Source organism: Buttiauxella brennerae ATCC 51605 (assembly GCF_001654925.1).
GTDB lineage: Bacteria > Pseudomonadota > Gammaproteobacteria > Enterobacterales > Enterobacteriaceae > Buttiauxella > Buttiauxella brennerae.
Genome location: NZ_LXER01000040.1, coordinates 167,147 through 185,923 on the forward strand (window position 1 = coordinate 167,147; position 18,777 = coordinate 185,923).

19 protein-coding genes are annotated in these 18,777 nt (G+C 53.1%); 6 read left to right on the top strand and 13 right to left on the bottom strand.

The window, feature by feature from the left end; translation table 11 throughout:
* The first annotated feature begins 70 nt into the window (after positions 1-70).
* Positions 71-1,483 (top strand): D-serine/D-alanine/glycine transporter, encoded by a 1,413-nt coding sequence (cycA, locus tag M975_RS21210; RefSeq protein WP_064561840.1) that lies wholly within the window; start codon positions 71-73, stop codon positions 1,481-1,483.
* Between the two features lie 94 nt (positions 1,484-1,577).
* On the opposite strand, the gene ytfE is transcribed toward cycA, so the two are convergent.
* From ytfE to M975_RS21230, 4 genes are all read right to left on the bottom strand, one after another.
* Positions 1,578-2,240: an iron-sulfur cluster repair protein YtfE gene (gene ytfE / locus M975_RS21215; RefSeq protein ID WP_064561841.1), complete on the bottom strand. Its 663-nt coding sequence runs from the start codon at positions 2,238-2,240 to the stop codon at positions 1,578-1,580.
* Between the two features lie 84 nt (positions 2,241-2,324).
* Positions 2,325-3,299 carry a DMT family transporter gene (locus tag M975_RS21220; protein ID WP_064561842.1) on the bottom strand — a complete coding sequence of 325 codons (975 nt, stop codon included), beginning with the start codon at positions 3,297-3,299 and terminating at the stop codon, positions 2,325-2,327.
* 77 nt (positions 3,300-3,376) lie between these two features.
* Positions 3,377-4,201 (bottom strand): AraC family transcriptional regulator, encoded by an 825-nt coding sequence (locus M975_RS21225; protein ID WP_064561843.1) that lies wholly within the window; start codon positions 4,199-4,201, stop codon positions 3,377-3,379.
* Positions 4,202-4,361: 160 nt separating this feature from the next.
* On the bottom strand, positions 4,362-5,210 hold the full coding sequence (locus M975_RS21230; RefSeq protein ID WP_064561844.1) for an SDR family oxidoreductase: 849 nt from the start codon (positions 5,208-5,210) through the stop codon (positions 4,362-4,364).
* 91 nt (positions 5,211-5,301) lie between these two features.
* Here M975_RS21230 and M975_RS21235 point away from each other — a divergent pair, with 91 nt between their 5' ends.
* Positions 5,302-5,691 carry a winged helix-turn-helix transcriptional regulator gene (locus M975_RS21235; protein ID WP_064561845.1) on the top strand — a complete coding sequence of 130 codons (390 nt, stop codon included), beginning with the start codon at positions 5,302-5,304 and terminating at the stop codon, positions 5,689-5,691.
* Positions 5,692-5,744: 53 nt separating this feature from the next.
* Here the strand turns inward: M975_RS21235 and M975_RS21240 are convergent, their stop codons facing one another.
* A complete protein-coding gene (locus M975_RS21240; protein WP_064561846.1) occupies positions 5,745-7,676 on the bottom strand; it encodes a bifunctional 2',3'-cyclic-nucleotide 2'-phosphodiesterase/3'-nucleotidase in 1,932 nt (643 codons plus the stop codon).
* Positions 7,677-7,864: 188 nt separating this feature from the next.
* Between M975_RS21240 and cysQ the strand changes: the two genes are divergently transcribed.
* Entirely contained in the window at positions 7,865-8,608 is a 744-nt protein-coding gene (gene cysQ / locus M975_RS21245) for a 3'(2'),5'-bisphosphate nucleotidase CysQ (protein WP_064561847.1), read from the top strand.
* 4 nt (positions 8,609-8,612) lie between these two features.
* Here the strand turns inward: cysQ and M975_RS21250 are convergent, their stop codons facing one another.
* Positions 8,613-9,170, bottom strand: a complete 558-nt coding sequence (locus tag M975_RS21250) for a YtfJ family protein (RefSeq protein WP_064561848.1) — start codon at positions 9,168-9,170, stop codon at positions 8,613-8,615.
* Positions 9,171-9,509: 339 nt separating this feature from the next.
* Between M975_RS21250 and M975_RS21255 the strand changes: the two genes are divergently transcribed.
* The gene (locus tag M975_RS21255; RefSeq protein WP_064561849.1) at positions 9,510-9,716 is read left to right on the top strand and encodes a DUF1107 domain-containing protein; all 207 of its coding nucleotides are present in this window, start codon (positions 9,510-9,512) and stop codon (positions 9,714-9,716) included.
* A 185-nt stretch (positions 9,717-9,901) separates the two neighbouring features.
* Here M975_RS21255 and paeA read toward each other — a convergent pair whose 3' ends face one another.
* Positions 9,902-11,239, bottom strand: coding sequence for a polyamine export protein PaeA (paeA, locus tag M975_RS21260; RefSeq protein ID WP_064561850.1), 1,338 nt, complete (start codon positions 11,237-11,239; stop codon positions 9,902-9,904).
* Positions 11,240-11,488: 249 nt separating this feature from the next.
* On the opposite strand from paeA, the gene M975_RS21265 reads away from it, so the two are divergent.
* Positions 11,489-11,815, top strand: a complete 327-nt coding sequence (locus M975_RS21265; RefSeq protein ID WP_064561851.1) for a type II toxin-antitoxin system RelE/ParE family toxin — start codon at positions 11,489-11,491, stop codon at positions 11,813-11,815.
* 4 nt (positions 11,816-11,819) lie between these two features.
* The gene (locus M975_RS21270) at positions 11,820-12,155 is read left to right on the top strand and encodes a helix-turn-helix domain-containing transcriptional regulator (RefSeq protein WP_064561852.1); all 336 of its coding nucleotides are present in this window, start codon (positions 11,820-11,822) and stop codon (positions 12,153-12,155) included.
* An 83-nt stretch (positions 12,156-12,238) separates the two neighbouring features.
* On the opposite strand, the gene M975_RS21275 is transcribed toward M975_RS21270, so the two are convergent.
* The 6 genes from M975_RS21275 to hflK form a co-directional block, all read right to left on the bottom strand.
* A complete protein-coding gene (locus tag M975_RS21275; RefSeq protein WP_064561853.1) occupies positions 12,239-12,535 on the bottom strand; it encodes a type II toxin-antitoxin system RelE/ParE family toxin in 297 nt (98 codons plus the stop codon).
* Complete coding sequence (locus tag M975_RS21280) at positions 12,522-12,788, bottom strand: type II toxin-antitoxin system ParD family antitoxin (RefSeq protein ID WP_064561854.1); 267 nt, start codon at positions 12,786-12,788, stop codon at positions 12,522-12,524. The genes M975_RS21275 and M975_RS21280 overlap by 14 nt, the downstream gene beginning before the upstream one ends.
* A 64-nt stretch (positions 12,789-12,852) precedes the next feature.
* Complete coding sequence (locus M975_RS21285; protein WP_064561855.1) at positions 12,853-14,751, bottom strand: heavy metal translocating P-type ATPase; 1,899 nt, start codon at positions 14,749-14,751, stop codon at positions 12,853-12,855.
* Complete coding sequence (locus tag M975_RS21290) at positions 14,748-15,800, bottom strand: SPFH domain-containing protein (protein ID WP_064561856.1); 1,053 nt, start codon at positions 15,798-15,800, stop codon at positions 14,748-14,750. Before M975_RS21290 ends, M975_RS21285 begins: the two co-directional genes overlap by 4 nt.
* Positions 15,793-16,782 carry a protease modulator HflC gene (gene hflC, locus M975_RS21295; protein ID WP_064561857.1) on the bottom strand — a complete coding sequence of 330 codons (990 nt, stop codon included), beginning with the start codon at positions 16,780-16,782 and terminating at the stop codon, positions 15,793-15,795. The genes M975_RS21290 and hflC overlap by 8 nt, the downstream gene beginning before the upstream one ends.
* Positions 16,779-18,662, bottom strand: coding sequence for a protease modulator HflK (gene hflK / locus M975_RS21300; RefSeq protein ID WP_245164512.1), 1,884 nt, complete (start codon positions 18,660-18,662; stop codon positions 16,779-16,781). Before hflK ends, hflC begins: the two co-directional genes overlap by 4 nt.
* Positions 18,663-18,777: the final 115 nt, after the last annotated feature.

Here is an 18,777-nt window from a genome sequence, read left to right on the forward strand (position 1 = left end):
CACATCCTCAATATTTTAATAAAGGCCAGTAGAGCCTGAACACAACAGACAGGTACAGGAAAAATACAACATGGTAGATCAGATAAAAGTTGCAGACGAAGCTGAGGCTCCGACTGAACAGTCGCTACGGCGTAATTTAACCAACCGCCATATTCAGCTTATCGCCATCGGCGGGGCAATCGGCACCGGCCTGTTTATGGGCTCTGGTAAGACGATTAGCCTTGCGGGCCCATCCATTATCTTCGTTTATATGATAATCGGCTTCATGCTTTTCTTCGTGATGCGTGCGATGGGCGAACTGCTGCTTTCAAACCTCGAATACAAGTCATTTAGCGATTTCGCAGCCGACCTCCTTGGCCCGTGGGCGGGGTATTTTACCGGCTGGACTTACTGGTTTTGCTGGGTGGTCACCGGCATGGCGGACGTCGTCGCGATAACCTCCTACGCGCAGTTCTGGTTCCCCGGTTTATCTGACTGGGTGGCGTCGCTCGCTGTGATTGTCTTGCTGCTGAGCCTGAATCTCGCCACGGTGAAAATGTTCGGCGAAATGGAGTTCTGGTTTGCGATGATTAAAATTGTCGCCATCGTTGCGCTGATCGTCATCGGCCTGGTGATGATTTTGACCCACTTCCATTCCCCGTCAGGTGTAGAAGCGTCTATCAACAACTTGTGGAATGACGGCGGATGGTTCCCGAAAGGTATCAGCGGTTTCTTCGCCGGCTTCCAGATAGCGGTATTTGCGTTTGTGGGTATTGAGCTGGTGGGAACGACGGCTGCCGAAACCAAAGACCCGGAAAAATCGCTGCCACGCGCCATCAACTCGATTCCGATCCGCATCATTATGTTCTACGTGTTCGCGTTGATCGTCATTATGTCCGTCACGCCATGGCGTTCCGTGGTGGCGGATAAGAGCCCGTTCGTTGAATTGTTCGTGCTGGTAGGCCTGCCTGCGGCTGCGAGTATCATCAACTTTGTGGTGCTGACTTCTGCGGCTTCTTCTGCCAACAGCGGCGTGTTCTCAACCAGCCGTATGCTATTTGGACTGGCACAAGATGGAATGGCACCGAAGGCGTTCGCCAAACTCTCTAAGCGCGCTGTACCGGCGAAGGGTTTGACCTTCTCCTGTATCTGCCTGTTGGGTGGCGTGGTGATGCTTTACGTGAACCCGAACGTGATTGCAGCGTTCACCATGATCACTACTGTGTCGGCGATTCTGTTTATGTTCGTCTGGACGATTATTCTTTGTTCATACCTGGTGTATCGCAAACAGCGTCCGCATCTGCATGAAAAATCTATCTACAAAATGCCGCTCGGCAAGTTCATGTGCTGGATGTGTATGGCGTTCTTCGTGTTTGTGATTGTGTTGCTGACGCTGGAAACTGATACCCGCCAGGCGCTGATCGTGACGCCATTGTGGTTTGTGTTGTTAGGTGTGTGCTGGATGTTTATCGGCAAGAAACGCATCGCGGAAATGCGCAAGTAACTTTTGCCCTCACCCTAACCCTCTCCCACAGGAGAGGGGACTGACCGGTTTGCTTTCCCCCTCTCCCACAGGAGAGGGCCGGGGTGAGGGTGAACTACTCCCCAGCCAAAGCCCGCGGGAATAGCACGTTATTCTCAAGACTAATGTGATTCATCAGATCATCAATCAGCTCATTAATCCCGTTATACATCGCCTTCCAGGTCGTGCAGGCTTCCGGTGGCGGCGTCACGTTATTGGTGGTGTGCTTGATAACCTCCAGCAATTCACCCGCGTCATCATGCTCGCTTTCCATCACGCTAATCGGCCCGTTCGCCTGTGCGCCCATGCCTTGTTTGATCATCGGGAACAGGATCTGTTCTTCTTTCATCATATGACTGCTCAGTTCCTGATGCAGCATGGTGAGATACTTCGCCAGCCCCTTCGGCACGTTAGGTTTATCGGCATGCACGCGCTCAACTTTGGTGGCCTGAAGAATCAGCTCAGGCAACTGCTCGCGGTGGCGGTCATGGTAGCGCACGATAATATGGTCGATGATTTCGGCCAGCGGTGCTGCTTGCCAGTCTTTCTCAACGGGTTCTTCAGCAAGCGTTGCAAGTTCTGCTTCAATCGCCTCGAGATCCAACTCTTTACGCGTTGCAGCACGCTCAAGCGTCTGCTTGCCACCGCAGCAGAAATCGAGATCCAATTTACGGAACAGCGCTGAAGCGCGCGGGATGGTTAAAGCCAGTTCACCTAAAGGTTGGTCGCGGAAGGCCATGAGCAAATACCTCGTTGTCGATAATATAAGATGCATATTAAATGCATCTTTAAGTCGGCGCTATGACTATTTCGAGGTAAGACGTTACTTATCAGCGGCGACCACCACTTCAGCGAGCGTGTTTTTCTGCGGTTTGGTTAACACAGCCATCACCACGCCGATGACCAGGCAAACTATCCCCAGCAATGTGAGAAGCGGTGGCCAACTGTGGCGCAGCATAAAGGTGTAAGCCAGGCCTGCCAGCGTTTCAAAGACAATCAGCGGGCCGACGATAACCGTGGGTAAACGTTGGCTGGCAATGTTCCAGCACAGCGCGCCGAGCCATGAACAAAACAGCGCAATGGCGAGCATCAGTGTCAAAAATACTTCCGGGCGTGGCCCAAAAGGCAGGGCAAAGTTGCTCTCGGTGTGTGACATCCACAGGCAAACGGCAATATAGCCGAGCAGTGAAAAAGGCAGGATCGCCAGGCCTTGCGCCGTCGCCCACATTAAGGGGTTTTTATCCGGATTTTCGCGCAGCCAACGAGCATTTCGCAGTGCATACCACGCCCAGCAGGCAACCGAAATAAACGCCAGACCGATACCGCTGATGTAACGCCACCAGCTAAAATCGAGCGGCCCTGAACGCAATTCGGCAGTATTCACCATCACCAGGCCTACCGCGATAATCACCAGGGCAGGGGCAAGGCGATGCCACGGGAGTTTGCCGTCGCGTTTGCTGTAGAGCAGATTGGCGAATACCGGGATCACAACGGGCAGCGTACCGATAATCATTGTGGAAATGGGCGCACCGGTGCGCTGAATGGCGCTCGCGAGACAGACGTAATAAATGAGATTACCCACGGTTGAGAGTTTAAGCGCGGTGAACCAGTCCTCGCGCTTCAATTGGCGCAGCCGTTGACGGCCAAGCCAGGCCAGAGGGAGCGCAATCAGCCCCAGCGCCAGGTAGCGCCCGGTCGACTGCATGGCCGCAGGGTAATCAGGAACAATCAATGGGCCGACGAAAATCAGCCCCCACATCAACCCTGCCAGCAGGGCATACAACACACCAGTTAACATCTTCTTCTTCCACTTAACGCTTTGCGTAGAGTGTAGGTGGTGGACTAGCGAAAATATTGTACCAGCTTGCGGTATCTCTAACGGGTGACCTGTTTCTGGTAGCGCACAGGCGTGATGCCATAACGCTGTGAAAAGGCGCGAGTCAGGTGCGCCTGGTCGGTTAACCCACTGGCTGGGGCAACTTGAGCGGCAGGCATCCCGCTGGTCAGAAGCCGTTTGGCGTGCCAAAGGCGAATCGCCATCAGCATTTGGTGAGGAGTAACGTGATAGTGCGCTTTGAACATGCGCTGAAAATGATAGGGGCTGAGCGAGGCCACTGCGGCGAGTTCGTCGAGCGTCACCGGGTGCATATAATTATCGTGCAGATAATCGCGAATTTGTTCGAAGCGGTGTGCCGATTCTTTCGGCCCGGATGGTAAGTGACGAGCGTATGGCTGAAAATTTTCGATGAGACTGAGCAACAGCCCTTGCTGCGCCAGTGAGTCATCTTCGCGCCATAGCCCATTGATCAGTTGTGAAATTCGCCCTGCACGCAGCGGGTCGTGTTTGACCACATCATTAAACGACCAGTTGCGCGAGCCGGTTATTGATTCAAGAATTTCCGGTTCGAGGTAAATCATACGGTACTGCCAGCCATCTTCGGTTGCTGCTTCGCCAGTATGCAGTTCATCAGGGTTCATCAACACTAACGAATCTGTGGAGGCGACATGCTGAACACCACGATAACGGAAGCGCTCAGCGCCCCAGGTGACCGTGCCGATACCAAAGGCTTCGTGAGTGTGCGGTTCAAAGGCGTAACGCGAAATATGGGCGTGATAAAGCTCAACGCCCGGCAGTTGCGGTAAATGCCGGAATTGGGCGTTGTCTTTTTCATCAGTGAATAACTCAGGAACGCCTTGCACTCTAATCTCCTTCATACTTCAAGTTGCAGATGCGTTGGCTACGTTTGCTAGCCCGAATCACTTACTATAGTAAGCTCATCGGGACTCACTCTCTTGCCGCCTTCCTGCAACTCGAATTATTAAGGATATAGGATCTTCAGCTTTAACGGAAAGTTAACATTTACAGCGCGGCGCGCATGCTCTCTGCAAGCGGAGTGGTTGGGCGGCCAATCAGGGCGCTTAGCTGGTGGCTGTCATCAAACAAACCACCTTTGGATGCGCCGACGTCAGAGTTTGCCAGCATTGCGGCTAACCCTTCTGGCAGGCCAGCACCCAGCAGCGCTGCTTTAAAATCAGCTTCTGGCAGGTTTTGATACACCACGGTTTTACCACTTTGCTTCGTTAGCTCTGCGGTCAATTCAGCCAGAGTCCAGCCGTGGTCGCCCGCTAATTCGTAAACCTTGCCCGCCTGGTTATCCAGTGTCATGACTTTCGCAGCGGCAGCGGCGTAATCAGCACGTGCAGCCGCCGCGATTTTGCCTTCGCCGGTGCTGCCAATAAACACGCCGTGTTGCAGAGCGGGCGGTACGCTAGCCAGATAGTTTTCGGTGTACCAGCCGTTGCGCAGCAGCACAAATGGAATGCCGGATTGTTTAAGCATTTCTTCGGTGGCGATATGCTCATCGGCAAGGCCCAGTGGCGATGAATCTGCATGCAACAGGCTGGTGTAGGCAATCAGCTTCACGCCCGCTTCTTTAGCTGCATCAATCACATTGCGATGCTGAACCGCACGCTGGCCCACTTCGCTTGAAGAGATAAGCAGCAGTTTTTCCACGCCACTGAGCGCTTGCACCAAAGCCGCTTTATCTTCATAGCTGGCAGCACGAACCTGAACGCCACGGTCTGCAAATGCCTGAATTTTTGACGGGTTACGTACGATGGCAACCAGTTGGTCAGCCGCTACAGATTTCAGTAATTCTTCAACAACGAGTTGGCCCAGTTGGCCGGAAACTCCGGTAATCGCAATCATGGTGAATCTCCTGTGGGTGTTCTGGTTAAGTTGTGCCACACTATCACTGGCACTAACTTAAAGTAAGTACGCACAAAAAGGTAAGTATGAAATGAGTGAGATTGAAACCCGCCCGCAGTCGTTAACCGAGCAAATGCGCGATGGCAATTTATTTGCCGAGCAGTGCCCGTCACGAGATGTGTTAAAGCACGTCACCAGCCGCTGGGGCGTGTTGATTCTGGTGGCCTTGCAGGGTGGGACTCACCGGTTCAGCGACCTGCGCCGTAAGATGGGCGGGGTGAGTGAAAAGATGCTCGCGCAAACGCTGCAATGGCTTGAGGCCGACGGTTTTGTAAATCGAAAATCCTACCCGGTTGTGCCGCCGCATGTGGAATACAGTTTGACGCCGCTGGGTTGTGAAGTTGCTGAGAAAGTAGCGGGGCTTGCCGACTGGATCGAGGGGAATTTGCCGAGAGTGTTAGCGTCCCGTGCGGAACGCTAACACTAGGCGGGTGGATGTCGCTAAGGCTAATCCATCCGACAAAAGAACGAAAATTACTTACCTAAATCCAACTGGTAAATCGCAAAGCCGATTTCATCCGTCCCCACATTCTTCATCGGATACTGGCCTTTCTCTTTGATAAAGGCCGCCGCTTTGTCGCCCGGTGAGGTTTCAAAGCGAATATCTAATTTCTGACTGCTGTGAATCGGCGCCAGGCGCCAGTTGTTATCAGCGGCCGGGTGGATCTCTTTGCTTGCGGTAATCCAGTTCGCCAGCACCGAGCGGTTTTCGTCTGGCGATGCAAACGCAATATGGCTGTCGCCAGTTCCGGCAAACTTACCGCCGTAGGCGCGGTAGTTATTGGTTGCGACCAGGAACGTCGCGTTCGGGTCGATTGGCTTGCCCTTGAACGTCAGCCCTTTGATACGCTCGGCTTTCGGGTTCACCATCTGGCATTCGCCGTCATAACGTGCCGGTTGTGACACATCAATCTGGTAATCCACGCCGTCGATAACATCAAAGTTATAGGTGCGGAAACCGTCCCAGTTGATCAGCGACTGGGGTTTCGTGCTGTTTACATCAATCTGGTTAAACTGCCCGGCAGAACATTCCAGCCACTCTTTGACCTCTTTCCCGCTAGCTTTCACCACCACCAGTGTGTTCGGGTAGAGATACAAATCTGCGGCGTTACGGAAGGTAAGCTGGCCTTTTTCCACTTCGACAAAACTGGCCGGGTCATTCTTACGCCCGCCAACTTTAAACGGTGCTGCAGCGGAAAGTACTGGCAGGTTCGCCAGGTCCGGGTCGCCCTGAATGTATTTTTCAACATAGGCGAGTTGGGCGTTATTCACCACCTGCACCGTCGGATCGTCTTGCACCAGCGCCAGGTAGCTATACATATTGTCTGATGATTTGCCGATTGGCTTGCTGACGAACTCGCGCGTGGCATCGTGATCGTGCTTCATCACTTCCACCAGTTTGGCATCTTCAGGCACCAGTGCTTTCTTCGCCACGCTGTCATAAATTGGGCGCGCTTGTGCTTTGCTGCTGGTGACTTTCCAACTGCCGCTATCGTTATTCAATACCAAATCGACCACGCCCAGATGGTCGCCCCACATACCAGGCATCACCGCTGGAATACCGTTCAGCGTGCCTTTCTCAAGATCAACACCTTTAATATTGGCAAAGTCTTTGCCTGGGAACACGGCGTGAGCGTGGCCAAACAAAATGGCATCCACGCCCGGAACTTTGCTGAGGTAGTAAACCGAGTTTTCAGCCATCGCATGATATGGGTCGCTGGACAGGCCGGAGTGGGCGATAACCACCACTAAATCAGCCCCTTGCTTGCGCATTTCAGGGACATAATGGCGGGCCGTTTCGGTAATATCCTGCACCGTTACTTTGCCTTCCAGATTGGTTTTATCCCACGTCATGATTTGTGGTGGCACAAAACCGATATAACCGATGCGCAGCGTCTGCTCTTTGCCGTCTTTGTCTTTCACCACGGTTTCTTTAATCACGTAAGGCGTGAACAGTGGCTTATTGGTTTTGGCATCAATAATGTTGGCATTCACATACGGGAATTTTGCCCCCGATAGTGCCATATGCAGGTAATCGAGGCCGTAGTTAAATTCGTGGTTGCCCAGGTTTCCAACGGCGTAATCCAACGTATTCAGCGCCTTATAAACCGGGTGAATATCGCCTTTTTTCAGACCTTTTGCCGCCATGTAATCGCCGAGCGGGCTACCCTGAATCAGGTCTCCGTTATCGACCAGTACGCTGTTTACCGTTTCACCGCGCGCGGCGTTGATTAAACTTGCCGTACGCACCAGTCCAAATTTTTCCGTTGAGGTATCTTTGTAGTAATCGAAATCCATCATATTGCTGTGGAGATCGCTGGTTTCCAGGATACGGAGGTCAACGGTTGCCGCATGAGCGCCGGTAGCAACCAGCATGGCAAGCATCGTTGCGCTAAACTTGATCATGATAAAAGGTCCTTTTTAGAGATAGGCCGCAAAAGGCTATGTATATAAACGTTGTTGCTGACAGATTTGTGAAGTGTGCCAGAAAAAGGGTGAAGTAAACCGGAATGGGTTCACAGATAGCGCAACCAGGCGTGATGAGATATAAGTAAAACAACAGGTTAATCGCACGACACAACATGAGGTGGAGAATGCTAGATAAAATTTGCCAACTGGCTCGGGAGGCTGGAGCTGCGATCATGCAGGTGTATGAAGGGCAAAAGCCGCTGGAGGCGACTCAAAAATCCGATGACTCACCCGTAACAGCAGCAGACATCGCGGCTCACACCATCATCCTGCAAGGGCTACAAACATTGACGCCGGAGATTCCGGTGCTCTCAGAAGAAGATCCGCAGACCTGGGAAACGCGCCAGAGCTGGGATCGTTACTGGCTGGTGGACCCGCTGGATGGCACTAAAGAGTTCCTCAAACGTAACGGGGAATTCACAGTTAACATCGCGCTTATCGAAAAAGGCAAAGCGGTACTGGGCGTAGTGTATGCGCCAGTGCTGAACGTGATGTATAGCGCAGCAGAAGGCAAAGCCTGGAAAGAAGAAAACGGCGGCGTACGTAACCAGATCCACGTACGTGATGCCCGTCCGCCGCTGGTGGTAATAAGCCGCTCGCATGGCGATGATGAGCTGAAAGAGTACCTGCACCAACTGGGCGAACACCAGACCACATCCATTGGCTCATCGCTTAAGTTTTGCCTGGTGGCAGAAGGGCAGGCGCAGCTTTATCCGCGTTTTGGGCCAACCAATATCTGGGATACCGCAGCAGGCCACGCCGTGGCAACAGCGGCAGGTGCTCACGTTCATGACTGGCAAGGCAAGTCTCTCGACTATACCCCGCGCGAGTCATTCTTAAACCCAGGCTTCCGGGTTTCTATTTACTAAGCAACTATTTACTCAACAGTTCTCGCAGCAGGCTGATCACCTGCTGCACCTCTTCCTGCGTCAACGGCCCATCTTTGGCAAACTGCACGCGACCTTGATTATCCAGCACCACAATTGCCGAACTGCCCGTCTCCAGCTGCCATGATTTCTGCGCCACGCCATTGCTATCGACGATAAATTGCGACCATGGGTATTGGGTTTTATTGCTCTCAAGGCTGCTGCGCACAAACATTCCGGTGCCCACAATCGCGTCATCGGTATTCACGATAGTGGTTGTCTGGTAGCGGTCATGCGGGAATTTTGCCGCTTTGATTGCCTCAATCAGCCCGGCATTTTTCTCTTTGGCGCTGGTACGGCCGGCAATATGCTGGAGCACTCGCACTTTTCCCACCAACTGCGCACTATTCCAGTTTTTGTAGCTAAACTTATCATTGTCGAGCATCAGTTCACCTTTATCCGTAATACCGATAGGTGAGACTCGCTGATTCTTCTCAAAGTTATGAGCAGATGCCGCTAGCGGTAGCAGCAGTAAGGCAAGCGCAAGGTTTTTGCGTAGGGACATGAGAACTCCTATCTTATTATTTGTGAAAAGTTTGCAGGTGCTCCGACCACTTCGTCGTGACGTTTTAAGCATATGTGCTGAATAGGCATCTGTCCCGCAACAACAATGCCAGATTGCGGGTGACCGCACATATCCCTGTTTTTTGAAGGCTTAAACTGAGTTTTGTTTACAATTGAAAAGAATATTCTGAGAAATTGTAATCATACGGTAAATAAGATTGTGCAAACTAGGTGTCGGTTTGTATATGGACTATAGTTTCCAGGCACCAAATTTTTCGCCTCGTTTTGTCGGACCAAATGTGGAACCGCAGGGGTGTTAACACTGCAGGAGAAAAAAAGAATGAAAATTTTCCAACGGTACAACCCGCTTCAGGTGGCGAAGTACGTGAAAATCCTGTTCCGTGGACGGTTGTACATCAAGGACGTTGGCGCTTTTGAATTTGATAAGGGCAAGATTCTTATCCCAAAAGTGAAAGATAAGCAGCATTATTCGGTTATGTCTGAAGTAAACCGCCAGGTACTGCGAATGCAGGCTGACATGGCATAAATATCCGTCATACTTCAAGCCGCAGATGCGTTGGCTCGCCCCCTCACTCCAGTCACATAAAGGATTATGCTGCTGGAAATTCGTGGGCTTCGCCACCTTTCTGCAACTCGAATTATTTAGGATATTCAATAGAAGTACCAAAAACGGCACCCGAGGGTGCCGTTAGTGTTTCTGAGTTTTGATAATTACGCGGCGTCCTGCTCTTCTGAATCAGGATGCTTTGGCGTCAACGGCGTCGGCTTATTGTCGATACGCGTCACCAGCAACTGGTCGATGCGGTAGTTATCAATATCCACCACCTCGAACTTATACCCGGAGAACTTCACCGAATCGGTGCGTTTCGGGATTTTTCGCAGCATAAACATCATAAACCCGCCGATGGTTTCGTAGTTTCCGGACTGCGGGAACTCGTCGATATCCAGCACGCGCATGACATCGTCAATCGGTGTACCGCCTTCAACCAGCCATGAGTTCTCGTCACGCGCGACGATTTGCTCTTCCATACCCTGGCCGACCAGGTCACCCATCAGCGTGGTCATCACATCATTAAGCGTGATGATGCCTACCACCAATGCATATTCGTTCATGATAACCGCGAAGTCTTCACCGGCAGTTTTAAAGCTTTCCAGCGCTTCGGATAGCGTCAGCGTATCCGGCACAATCAGCGTATTACGCAGATGCACACCGCTGTTGAGCGCCATGCTCTGGTTGCCCAGCACACGGTTCAGCAACTCTTTGGAATCAACGTAGCCGACGATATGGTCGATATCACCATTACACACCAGGAATTTGGAGTGCGGGTGTTCGGCGATTTTGTTCTTCAGGCTTTGCTCATCTTCATGCAAATCAAACCAGATGACGTTTTCACGCGACGTCATGGAAGACGGCACGGTGCGCGATTCGAGCTCAAATACGTTCTCAATCAGCTCATGTTCTTGCTTACGCAACACGCCAGCCAACGCACCGGCTTCGAACACCGCATAAACATCATCAGAAGTGATGTCGTCATTACGTACCATCGGCAGTTTGAAGATGCGGAAAATGACGTTTGCCAGGCCGTTAAAGAACCACACCAGCGGGCGGAAGATAAACAGACAGAAGCGCATCGGGTTGATGATTCGCAAAGCAACTGATTCAGGCGAAATCATACCGATGCGTTTCGGAGTGAGGTCTGCAAACAGAATGAACAGGCTGGTGACGAGCGTAAAGGAGGTGATAAAGCTCAGCTGGTCAGCCATCTCTGGCGAGAAGAAACGTTCCAGTAGCACTTTAAAGGCCGGAGAAAACGCCGCATCACCGACGATACCGCCGAGAATTGCCACAGCGTTCAGGCCAATCTGCACTACCGTAAAGAACATGCCAGGGCTTTCCTGCATCTTCAGTACGCGTTGCGCGTTAAGGTTGCCATCATCAGCCAGAAGCTTGAGTTTAATTTTACGGGAAGCCGCCAGTGAGATCTCCGAAATCGAGAAAAACGCACTGACAGAGATAAGAAGAAGTATTAATAAAATACTGTTTAACATAGTTTATCCGGCTTAGAGCCAGAGCCTCGGAAGGAAAGTTGAAAATCTAAGGGTTAGTACATTTTGACTGCCAGTCCGTGGAGGTTGGGCCAGCAATTTCAACGGGTAGTATAGCGTAAGGGTGTGTGAGGCTGCCAGAGGTCAAAATTTTGGCTGTTTTATAGGGTTATTGAGTTTATTCCATCAATTTGCCTTTTGTATCTTATAAGGTACACTTTCTACAGTTAAGAAATTCAAAGGATTGAATGAATGGCTTACACAACGAAGCGATACGTCGATAAAACGGGTCACGTTCCTTACACCGACTGGATCAATAAGCTCATCAAAAATGACTTACGTGCTGTCGCAAGGATTGATGCTCGTTTAGACCGCGCAAGTGCAGGAAATTTTGGCGACCATAAGTTTGAACGGGATGGTGTGTGGGAACTCCGGGTTGATTACGGGCCAGGCTATCGTGTGTATTACGCTCTCGAAAAGAATGAAATCATTCTTTTGTTAGTGGGGGGCGATAAGAGCACCCAAAAAACAGATCTCAATTTAGCAGTAAAATATTTACAGGATTATAAAACGAGGTAGCTGTATGACGACTAAAACCAACAAAGGGGCTGTTATAAAGGCAGCTGACCATGACAGTGCCGTTATCGACATCATCCGTGAAAATCCTGACTATGCGGAAATTTACTTACAAACTGCACTGGAAGAAATAAACGAGGAGGGTGGTGTGGCGGCTTTCCTCGTTGCTTTGCGACGTATTGTTGAAGCTCGGGGTGGTATAGGTGAAATAGCCGCTAAATCTGGGCTTTCCCGTGTAAATTTATATCGTTCACTGTCCCCGACAGGAAATCCGACAATATCTACACTCGTTGCTGTGTCACGAGCCGCGGGTGTTCGTCTTTTCCCTTTCGGCCATTCCTAAGATGAGTTGGCACTTTTCAAGCATAAACGCCCGATAAACCTATCAGGCGTTTTGTTTTTTAGCGGGCTGAGGGCTGCTAATAGCTAATTCCAGGAAAAATGGCGAGCTACATCCTGCGCATGGCTGAGTATACGAATGACCGTAATACTGGTCTGGGCGTAGAGAAAGAAAATGACGTGCTGCTCAACTGGCAGCGAACAGATACCGTCACCTAATTCGGGCCGTAATGTGCCCACGTTGTGCGCTGAAATAACACTGAAAATATCTGAAAACCGCGTGATGTAATAATCAGCTTTCGCTTCTCCGTAGCGTTCAAAGCTATATAACCAGATAGATTCAAGATCCTCTTGCGCTTTCGGTGTCAGTTCAACTGTTCGCATCCTTTGATTTCGCCTTTTCTTTCATCCGTTTTAGAAAAGTATCTTGTTCCCAGATTTGTGGGACTCCGCTGCTGATGCCTTCAGCCAGCAGGTCGCGTAACTGCTGTAATTTGGATTCTGCCTGTTTTTCCCTCAGTAGCCGTAAAGCATCTCGCAACACTTCACTTTGTGTTCGGTAATCTCCTGAATCGACTAATGAATCAATAAAGTCACGCAGTTCGTCACCGAGATCGACCGTTACTGTTCGTGCCATCAAAATCTCTCCATGTAAGACTTGTTCTTACAAATAGTATAAATTTTGCCAGCGATTATTTCCATCACCCGCTCAACTTTTCTTCAAACCTTAATATCCTTCCCGCATTCCCCAGCACCAGCAGCGTGCTCAGGTTATGCAGAATTGCGGCAATCACCGCACCTGATGCACCCAGCCAGCCAAATGCGGCGGCGGCGACAATCACCAGCGTCCAGCCCAGGCCAATCAGCACATTCACTTGCAGCGTGCGGCGGCAGAGGCGGCTTAAACGCACGCAGGTGCCGAGGCGGCGCAAGTCACCGCCAATCAACACGATATCGGCTGATGCCATGGCGATATCCGAACCGCCTGCGCCCATCGCGACGCCGACGACGCCCGCTTTAAGCGCCAGTGAATCGTTGATGCCATCGCCGACCACCATTGGCCGGAAGCCGTTGTCGATTTGCACGCTGACCTGATGCAGTTTATCGGCGGGCAATGCACCGGCGATAACATCGTTGATACCCACGTTTTTCGCGATGCGTTCTGCCACAGTCTGGCGATCGCCGGTCAGTAATAGTTGCTGATTCAGCCCCAGATCGCGCAGTTCTGCCATTGCGCTGGCTGCTTCGTCACGCAGGCTGTCGGCCAGTAAAATCCAGCCACGGAAACGCCCTGCCAGTACCAGGCCGACAATCGGCCCGTCGTGTGGCGGTTCTGCGGGTAAATCTGCCACCTGAGTGTTGAGAAGCTCATGCCTGCCAAGAAATGCTTCGCCCTCAGCGGTGGTTGCTGAAACCCCTAACCCTTGATGTTCATATACATTTTCAAGCGCAGGCCATGCGTTTTGCGGGGCGATGTTCACCAGCGCACGGCTGACCGGGTGGTTGCTGGTCGCGCCAAGGCTTGCCGCCAGTGCTGACAGCGTTTCCGGCGATTCGCCTGCTTCCGGGCGCAGTTCGTGGAGCTGGAGTTTGCCGTGCGTCAGCGTGCCGGTTTTATCGATAATCACGGCGTTCAGTTCGGCTAATTCTTCGAGGAAAGCCGCACCGCGAATCAGAATGCCGTGGCGAGCAGCAACGGTCAGCCCGGCAATCGAAGTTGCAGGCGCGGAAAGCACCAGCGCACACGGGCAGGCGGCAACCAGCACCGCTAACATCGCCTGGTTGTTCTGCGTCAAAAACCAGGTGCTGGCAGCAATCAGCAAAACCAGCAGCAGATAACGCGCCGCGTGGCGTTCCAGCATTCGGGTAATCGGCGGGCTGGCCTGTTCGGCGCTTTGCATCAGCGCAATAACCCGCCCAAGCGTCGATGTTTCCCCGGTGCGCGTGACTTCAATACGCAACCGCCCGTCGAGATTTATCGCGCCGCCATAAACATTCATGCCGGGTTTTACTTCCAGCGGCACCGATTCTCCGGTGATCGGCGCGGTATCGAGACTCGCCTGGCCTTCCAGCACGCGGCCATCGGCGGGCAATCGGTCACCTGCCCGCACTTCTACGATGTCACCAGCCACAAGTTCGTGGTTGTCGATGTCATGCAGATTACCTTCTGCGTCAAAGCGTCGTGCCCGGCTGCGGGTCAATTTGCCGAGCGCTTCAATCGCCTCTTGAGAGCCGATCACGCTGCGCTCTTCAAGGATATGGCCGACAATCATGATAAGCGGCAGCAAAGCGGCAGTCAGCAAATCCCCGGTCGCCCATGAGCCAATTAGCGCCAGTGCAACCAGTTGATCGGTAATGCCGTGCAGGCTCGGATAGCGCAGGCTGTAAAAGGCGTGGCGCAAGACCGGAATGCCGACTATCAGCGACGCAGCACCCAGTAAAATATCGGCCACCGCGACTTGTTCGGGTGCCAGCCAGCGCCACAGCAAACCAAGAATTAACGTGCCGCTGGCAACCAGCGCCAGGATCAATTGGCGGGCAATCTGGCGTTGCTCCTGGTGGCTCAGTGCGTCGCCGGGATTAACAGAGTGGGTGGTCATGGTTTCGAAGGTTCCTTTTGCCCGGCCGCCTGCAGGATCAAATTCGCATCATCCTTGGGTGAAACGGTGATAACGGATTCGGCTTGCGCCAGAATCGCCGCAATACGTTCGCGATAAACGCGCGCCAACAGGTCAGGGTCATGTGGGCTATTCGCGAGGCGGTTCACCATCGCGGTATCAGACTGTGCTTTTGCCACTCTTTCACGCGCCTGAGCCTGAGCGGTCTGGCGTATCTGGTCAGCAAGCTGAGTGGATTTCTGGCGAATTAAAGAGGCATCGGTATTGGCGGTCGCAATCGCCTGTGACGCTTGCTGGCTGGCGGTTAAAACCGCATTGAATGCGGTAACGGTGGTATCCGGCAAGGTGGACTGCACGGTAACGCGTTCAAGAGAAATGCCCAGCGAGCTGCCTGATTGCGCAAGGCGTTGCAGATTCTGTTCAACATTGTGCTGAACATCTGCCCGTAACCGCTCGCGCTGCTGTGCGACATTTAAATCACCACTCATCATCTCCGGGCGAGCAACCAGAATGGTGTCGAGATCGCGCGAGGCACAAACCGCTATTGCCGAGCGTTCAACCAGCCGGTCGAGGGCCGGGATCACGTGCTCGCCCTGCAACACATAATCCATGGGTGAATCGACACGGTAAAACACGCTGATATCCAGTTGCACCACACCGGCATCGCCAGTGAGCAGATACCCGGAACCCGCCAGCGCATCGCTGCTGGCATCGCCACGCGCATCGGCATGCCGTGCATCAAACGATCGTAGCAATGCCGTTACGTGGTGTTCGATAACCCGGTCTGGCGCAGGCACCATCACCACATCATTAATCGGCTTCGGCCAGGTCACTAACAACCCAGACTCTGCCACGCGCTGTTGTGCGCCGAAATGCAACACGACGGCGCGGCTGTCAGCGGGGATCTGGCGGATGTTAGAGAACAGCCAGGCCGCTGCCGCCAGCAGTGTCAGCCCGTAAAGTGCATAAAATGCGAGGCGTATCGACTGTGTCCACGGACCAGCAGACTTTTTTGTCTGATGCTCACTCATGGGTTTTATCCAGTTTTGGCCCTTCAACCAGCAGGCGGAACGGCGCGGCATCGGTGCGTAACACCAGGCGCGTGCTGGAGTTGACTACGCCACTGAGTGCATCAAGCTGGCGCAGCAGGCTATACAACTGAGGCGAGCTGGCGTAAGCCTTGCCATAAATTTCTGCCGCCTGTGCCTGAGACTGAGCTTCGATATCTGCCGCCTGAACCTGCGCCTGTGCTTCAACAATGCGGGCGTCACGCTCGGCTGCCGAACGTATTTCAGCGGCGGCACGTTTACCTTCTGCGGTGCGTTCAGTCGCAATGGTTTCGCGCTCGGCGCGCATCCGATCGACTGTGGCGTTAAGCGTTACCGCAGGCAGGGTCAGGCGTTCGGTTCCAACCTGCACCAAGCGAATGCCGTAGCTTTCCAATAATGGCTGGCTGATTTGCGCCTGCAAATGCGATTCAAACTGGTTTAACTGCACTTGTTTGCTGTCGGTATTCACCAGTTGCGAAAGGGTAAAACCGCTGGCGGTGGTTTCCAGCGCCGACCCCAGATAAGCGCGGATTTGCCGTGCGGCTTCGTCAGGCTGATTTTGCACCGCTCGCATAAAGCGCTGCACATGTTCTGGCGTGTTATCCACCTGCCAGACGGCAAATGACTGCACGATAATTCGCAGTCCGTCACGTGTGCCAACGTCCTGTAGCCCGCTTGATGTGGTGCGCAGACGCAAATCCACGGCGGTCGACATTTCAAACGGTGCGGGTAAACGCCACGCAAGTCCTGGGTTAAGCAGCACACGAACTGGGTTACCGAAACGGGTAATGATCAGCGATTCGCCAGAACGCACCTGCACAAGACTTGCCGCGGCGGCCAGAATCAGCACCAAAAAACCGGCACCCGCAATGCGCTTCCAGCCTCCCGACTTCGGCGCTTCAGAGGCAGTATGGTGGTTGTGATGGCAACCGCTGCTGCAACCGTGGTGATGTGAATGGCTCAACGGGAAGACTCCTGTGTCGGTTTGGAAGGCGCATTGCGCCGTGCTGCTTCGTTCAATGAGGGAAACTCGCGCAGGTCGATAGTCGGTGGCGAACCCGCGCCAATGCGGTGGTCGATAATCAACAACGGGCTATGGCCCAGTGTCTGGCGCAACTGGCTAAACCATAATTCATCCACAAAGACCTGGCCCGATTGCGCCACTGCTTGTTTCTGCGCGGCAAAACGCACCGCTGTGGCCTGTGCTTTGCTGGTCACATCGCTGGCATTCATCTGTGCCTGGTTCTGGCGAGCCGTTGCGGTGGTTTGTGCTTTTGCCGCCAGTTCTGACGCATAACCACGCTCGCGTGAAACCAGCGCCTGAGCGGAAATTTGTGCCGCCTGCACGCCGTGGAAAGCATCCGCGGCACCTGCCGGAGGGTGGATGGCCTCCACCACGGTTGAAAGCAGCTCCACGCCGCTGTGCAAAGAATCCAGTTTTTGCTGCACAGCCTGGTTAATCTGCAACGCTAATTCATTGCGCTGTTCGCCAAGTAGCTGCTCGAGCGTCAGCGAAGAAAACTGATGCACCAACACCTGATTTGCGGCGCTGCGAATCAGCTCCGCCAGATTAATGCTGTGATAGGTGGCTGCGAGCGCTGCGTCATCGGTTAGGCCAATGCGCCACATAAAACGCACATCGCTATTAATGATTTGCAGGCTTTGCTGGCTGCCACTTTGGCTGGCGATTATCTGCGCCTTATCAAAGCTATGCAGGACATCCCACAGGCGGTCGGCACTCGGCGGCGCATTGCCTTCGGCGCTTGCCGCAGGCTCGGAGGCGGCACCGGATTCTTCGCCTGCCGCCAGTTCATACACCTGGCCGTTTTCAGTCAGTATCACCTGTCCGAAAGGCCACGGCAGCCCGTAATGCAGGCCCGATGGCAACACGGCGACCGGTTTGCCAAAACGCTCATAAATGCCACGTTGGGTCGTAGAAATCTGCTGCATGCCTGTCAATAACCAGCCGCAAACCAGCATCACCGCCAGCACCGGTAAAAATGCACGACGCAGCACGGTGAATGCCCAAAGCTGGCGCAAATCAATGCCAAAGTGGTGGTGTAATTCATGCTGCAAGAACAGCAGAGGGCGCGGAGGCCAGACGAGTTGCGCTGCCAGTTGGCTTTTGGCGAGGAATGCAGGTTCGCAGTCTTCATCACCAGGCGGCGTGAACAGGGAGAACAGGCCACGGAACAGGAACTCAATGGCGACCAGAATCACCAGAACCGCCGGCAGGTTAACCAGCAGCGAGAAATTCGTCGCAGTGAAAAGCAGTGGCGGCAAGCTGAGGAATTGCACCGCGAGAGTCAGGCGCAGTAGCGGCGCAATAAATTTGGCTTCCGGCCAGGCTTCGCTAGCGATCGCGGCGAGATGGCGTTCGGCCACCAGCGTGGCAAACATCGCCGTTGCAATCACGCCAACCGCCACCCAGCGCAGGTTGTCTTCATCCAGCGGGATGTAATTTGAACCCCAGCCTGCAAAGGTGACAAACAGCACAAAGGCTGCCATCGACGCCAGCCAGACCCCGTCGCTTTTAAGCAATGCATTGATGCGGTTAACGTTGATGGGAATGAGTGCTGCCAGGCGCTGATAAACAGTTGGCGGTGGTTCAGCTTCTGCCGGGGCGGTTTCAGCCAGGGGCGGTGGCGAGAATTTCCCGGCACGCCACTGGCAAATCCGCTGCGCGTTATAGAGAGAGACAGCCAGTAAAACCAGGACTGCGGCATTGCTGCTTAATAAAGGCGTCCAGCGCGATGATGACTCAAAAATATTGGTAATCAGCGCCACAACCATCATCAGGAAAATCGGTGCGCTTAAGCCGAAAACTAATCGTGCGGTAAGCATTGCCTGGGCCTGCGCCAAAGAGTAACGCGCCTGAGATGCTAACGGTGAAGGTTCCGATGGTTCAGAAAATTGGGAGGGCTGCATGGAGTCATTATTTTCAGGCGCACGAAGTCTG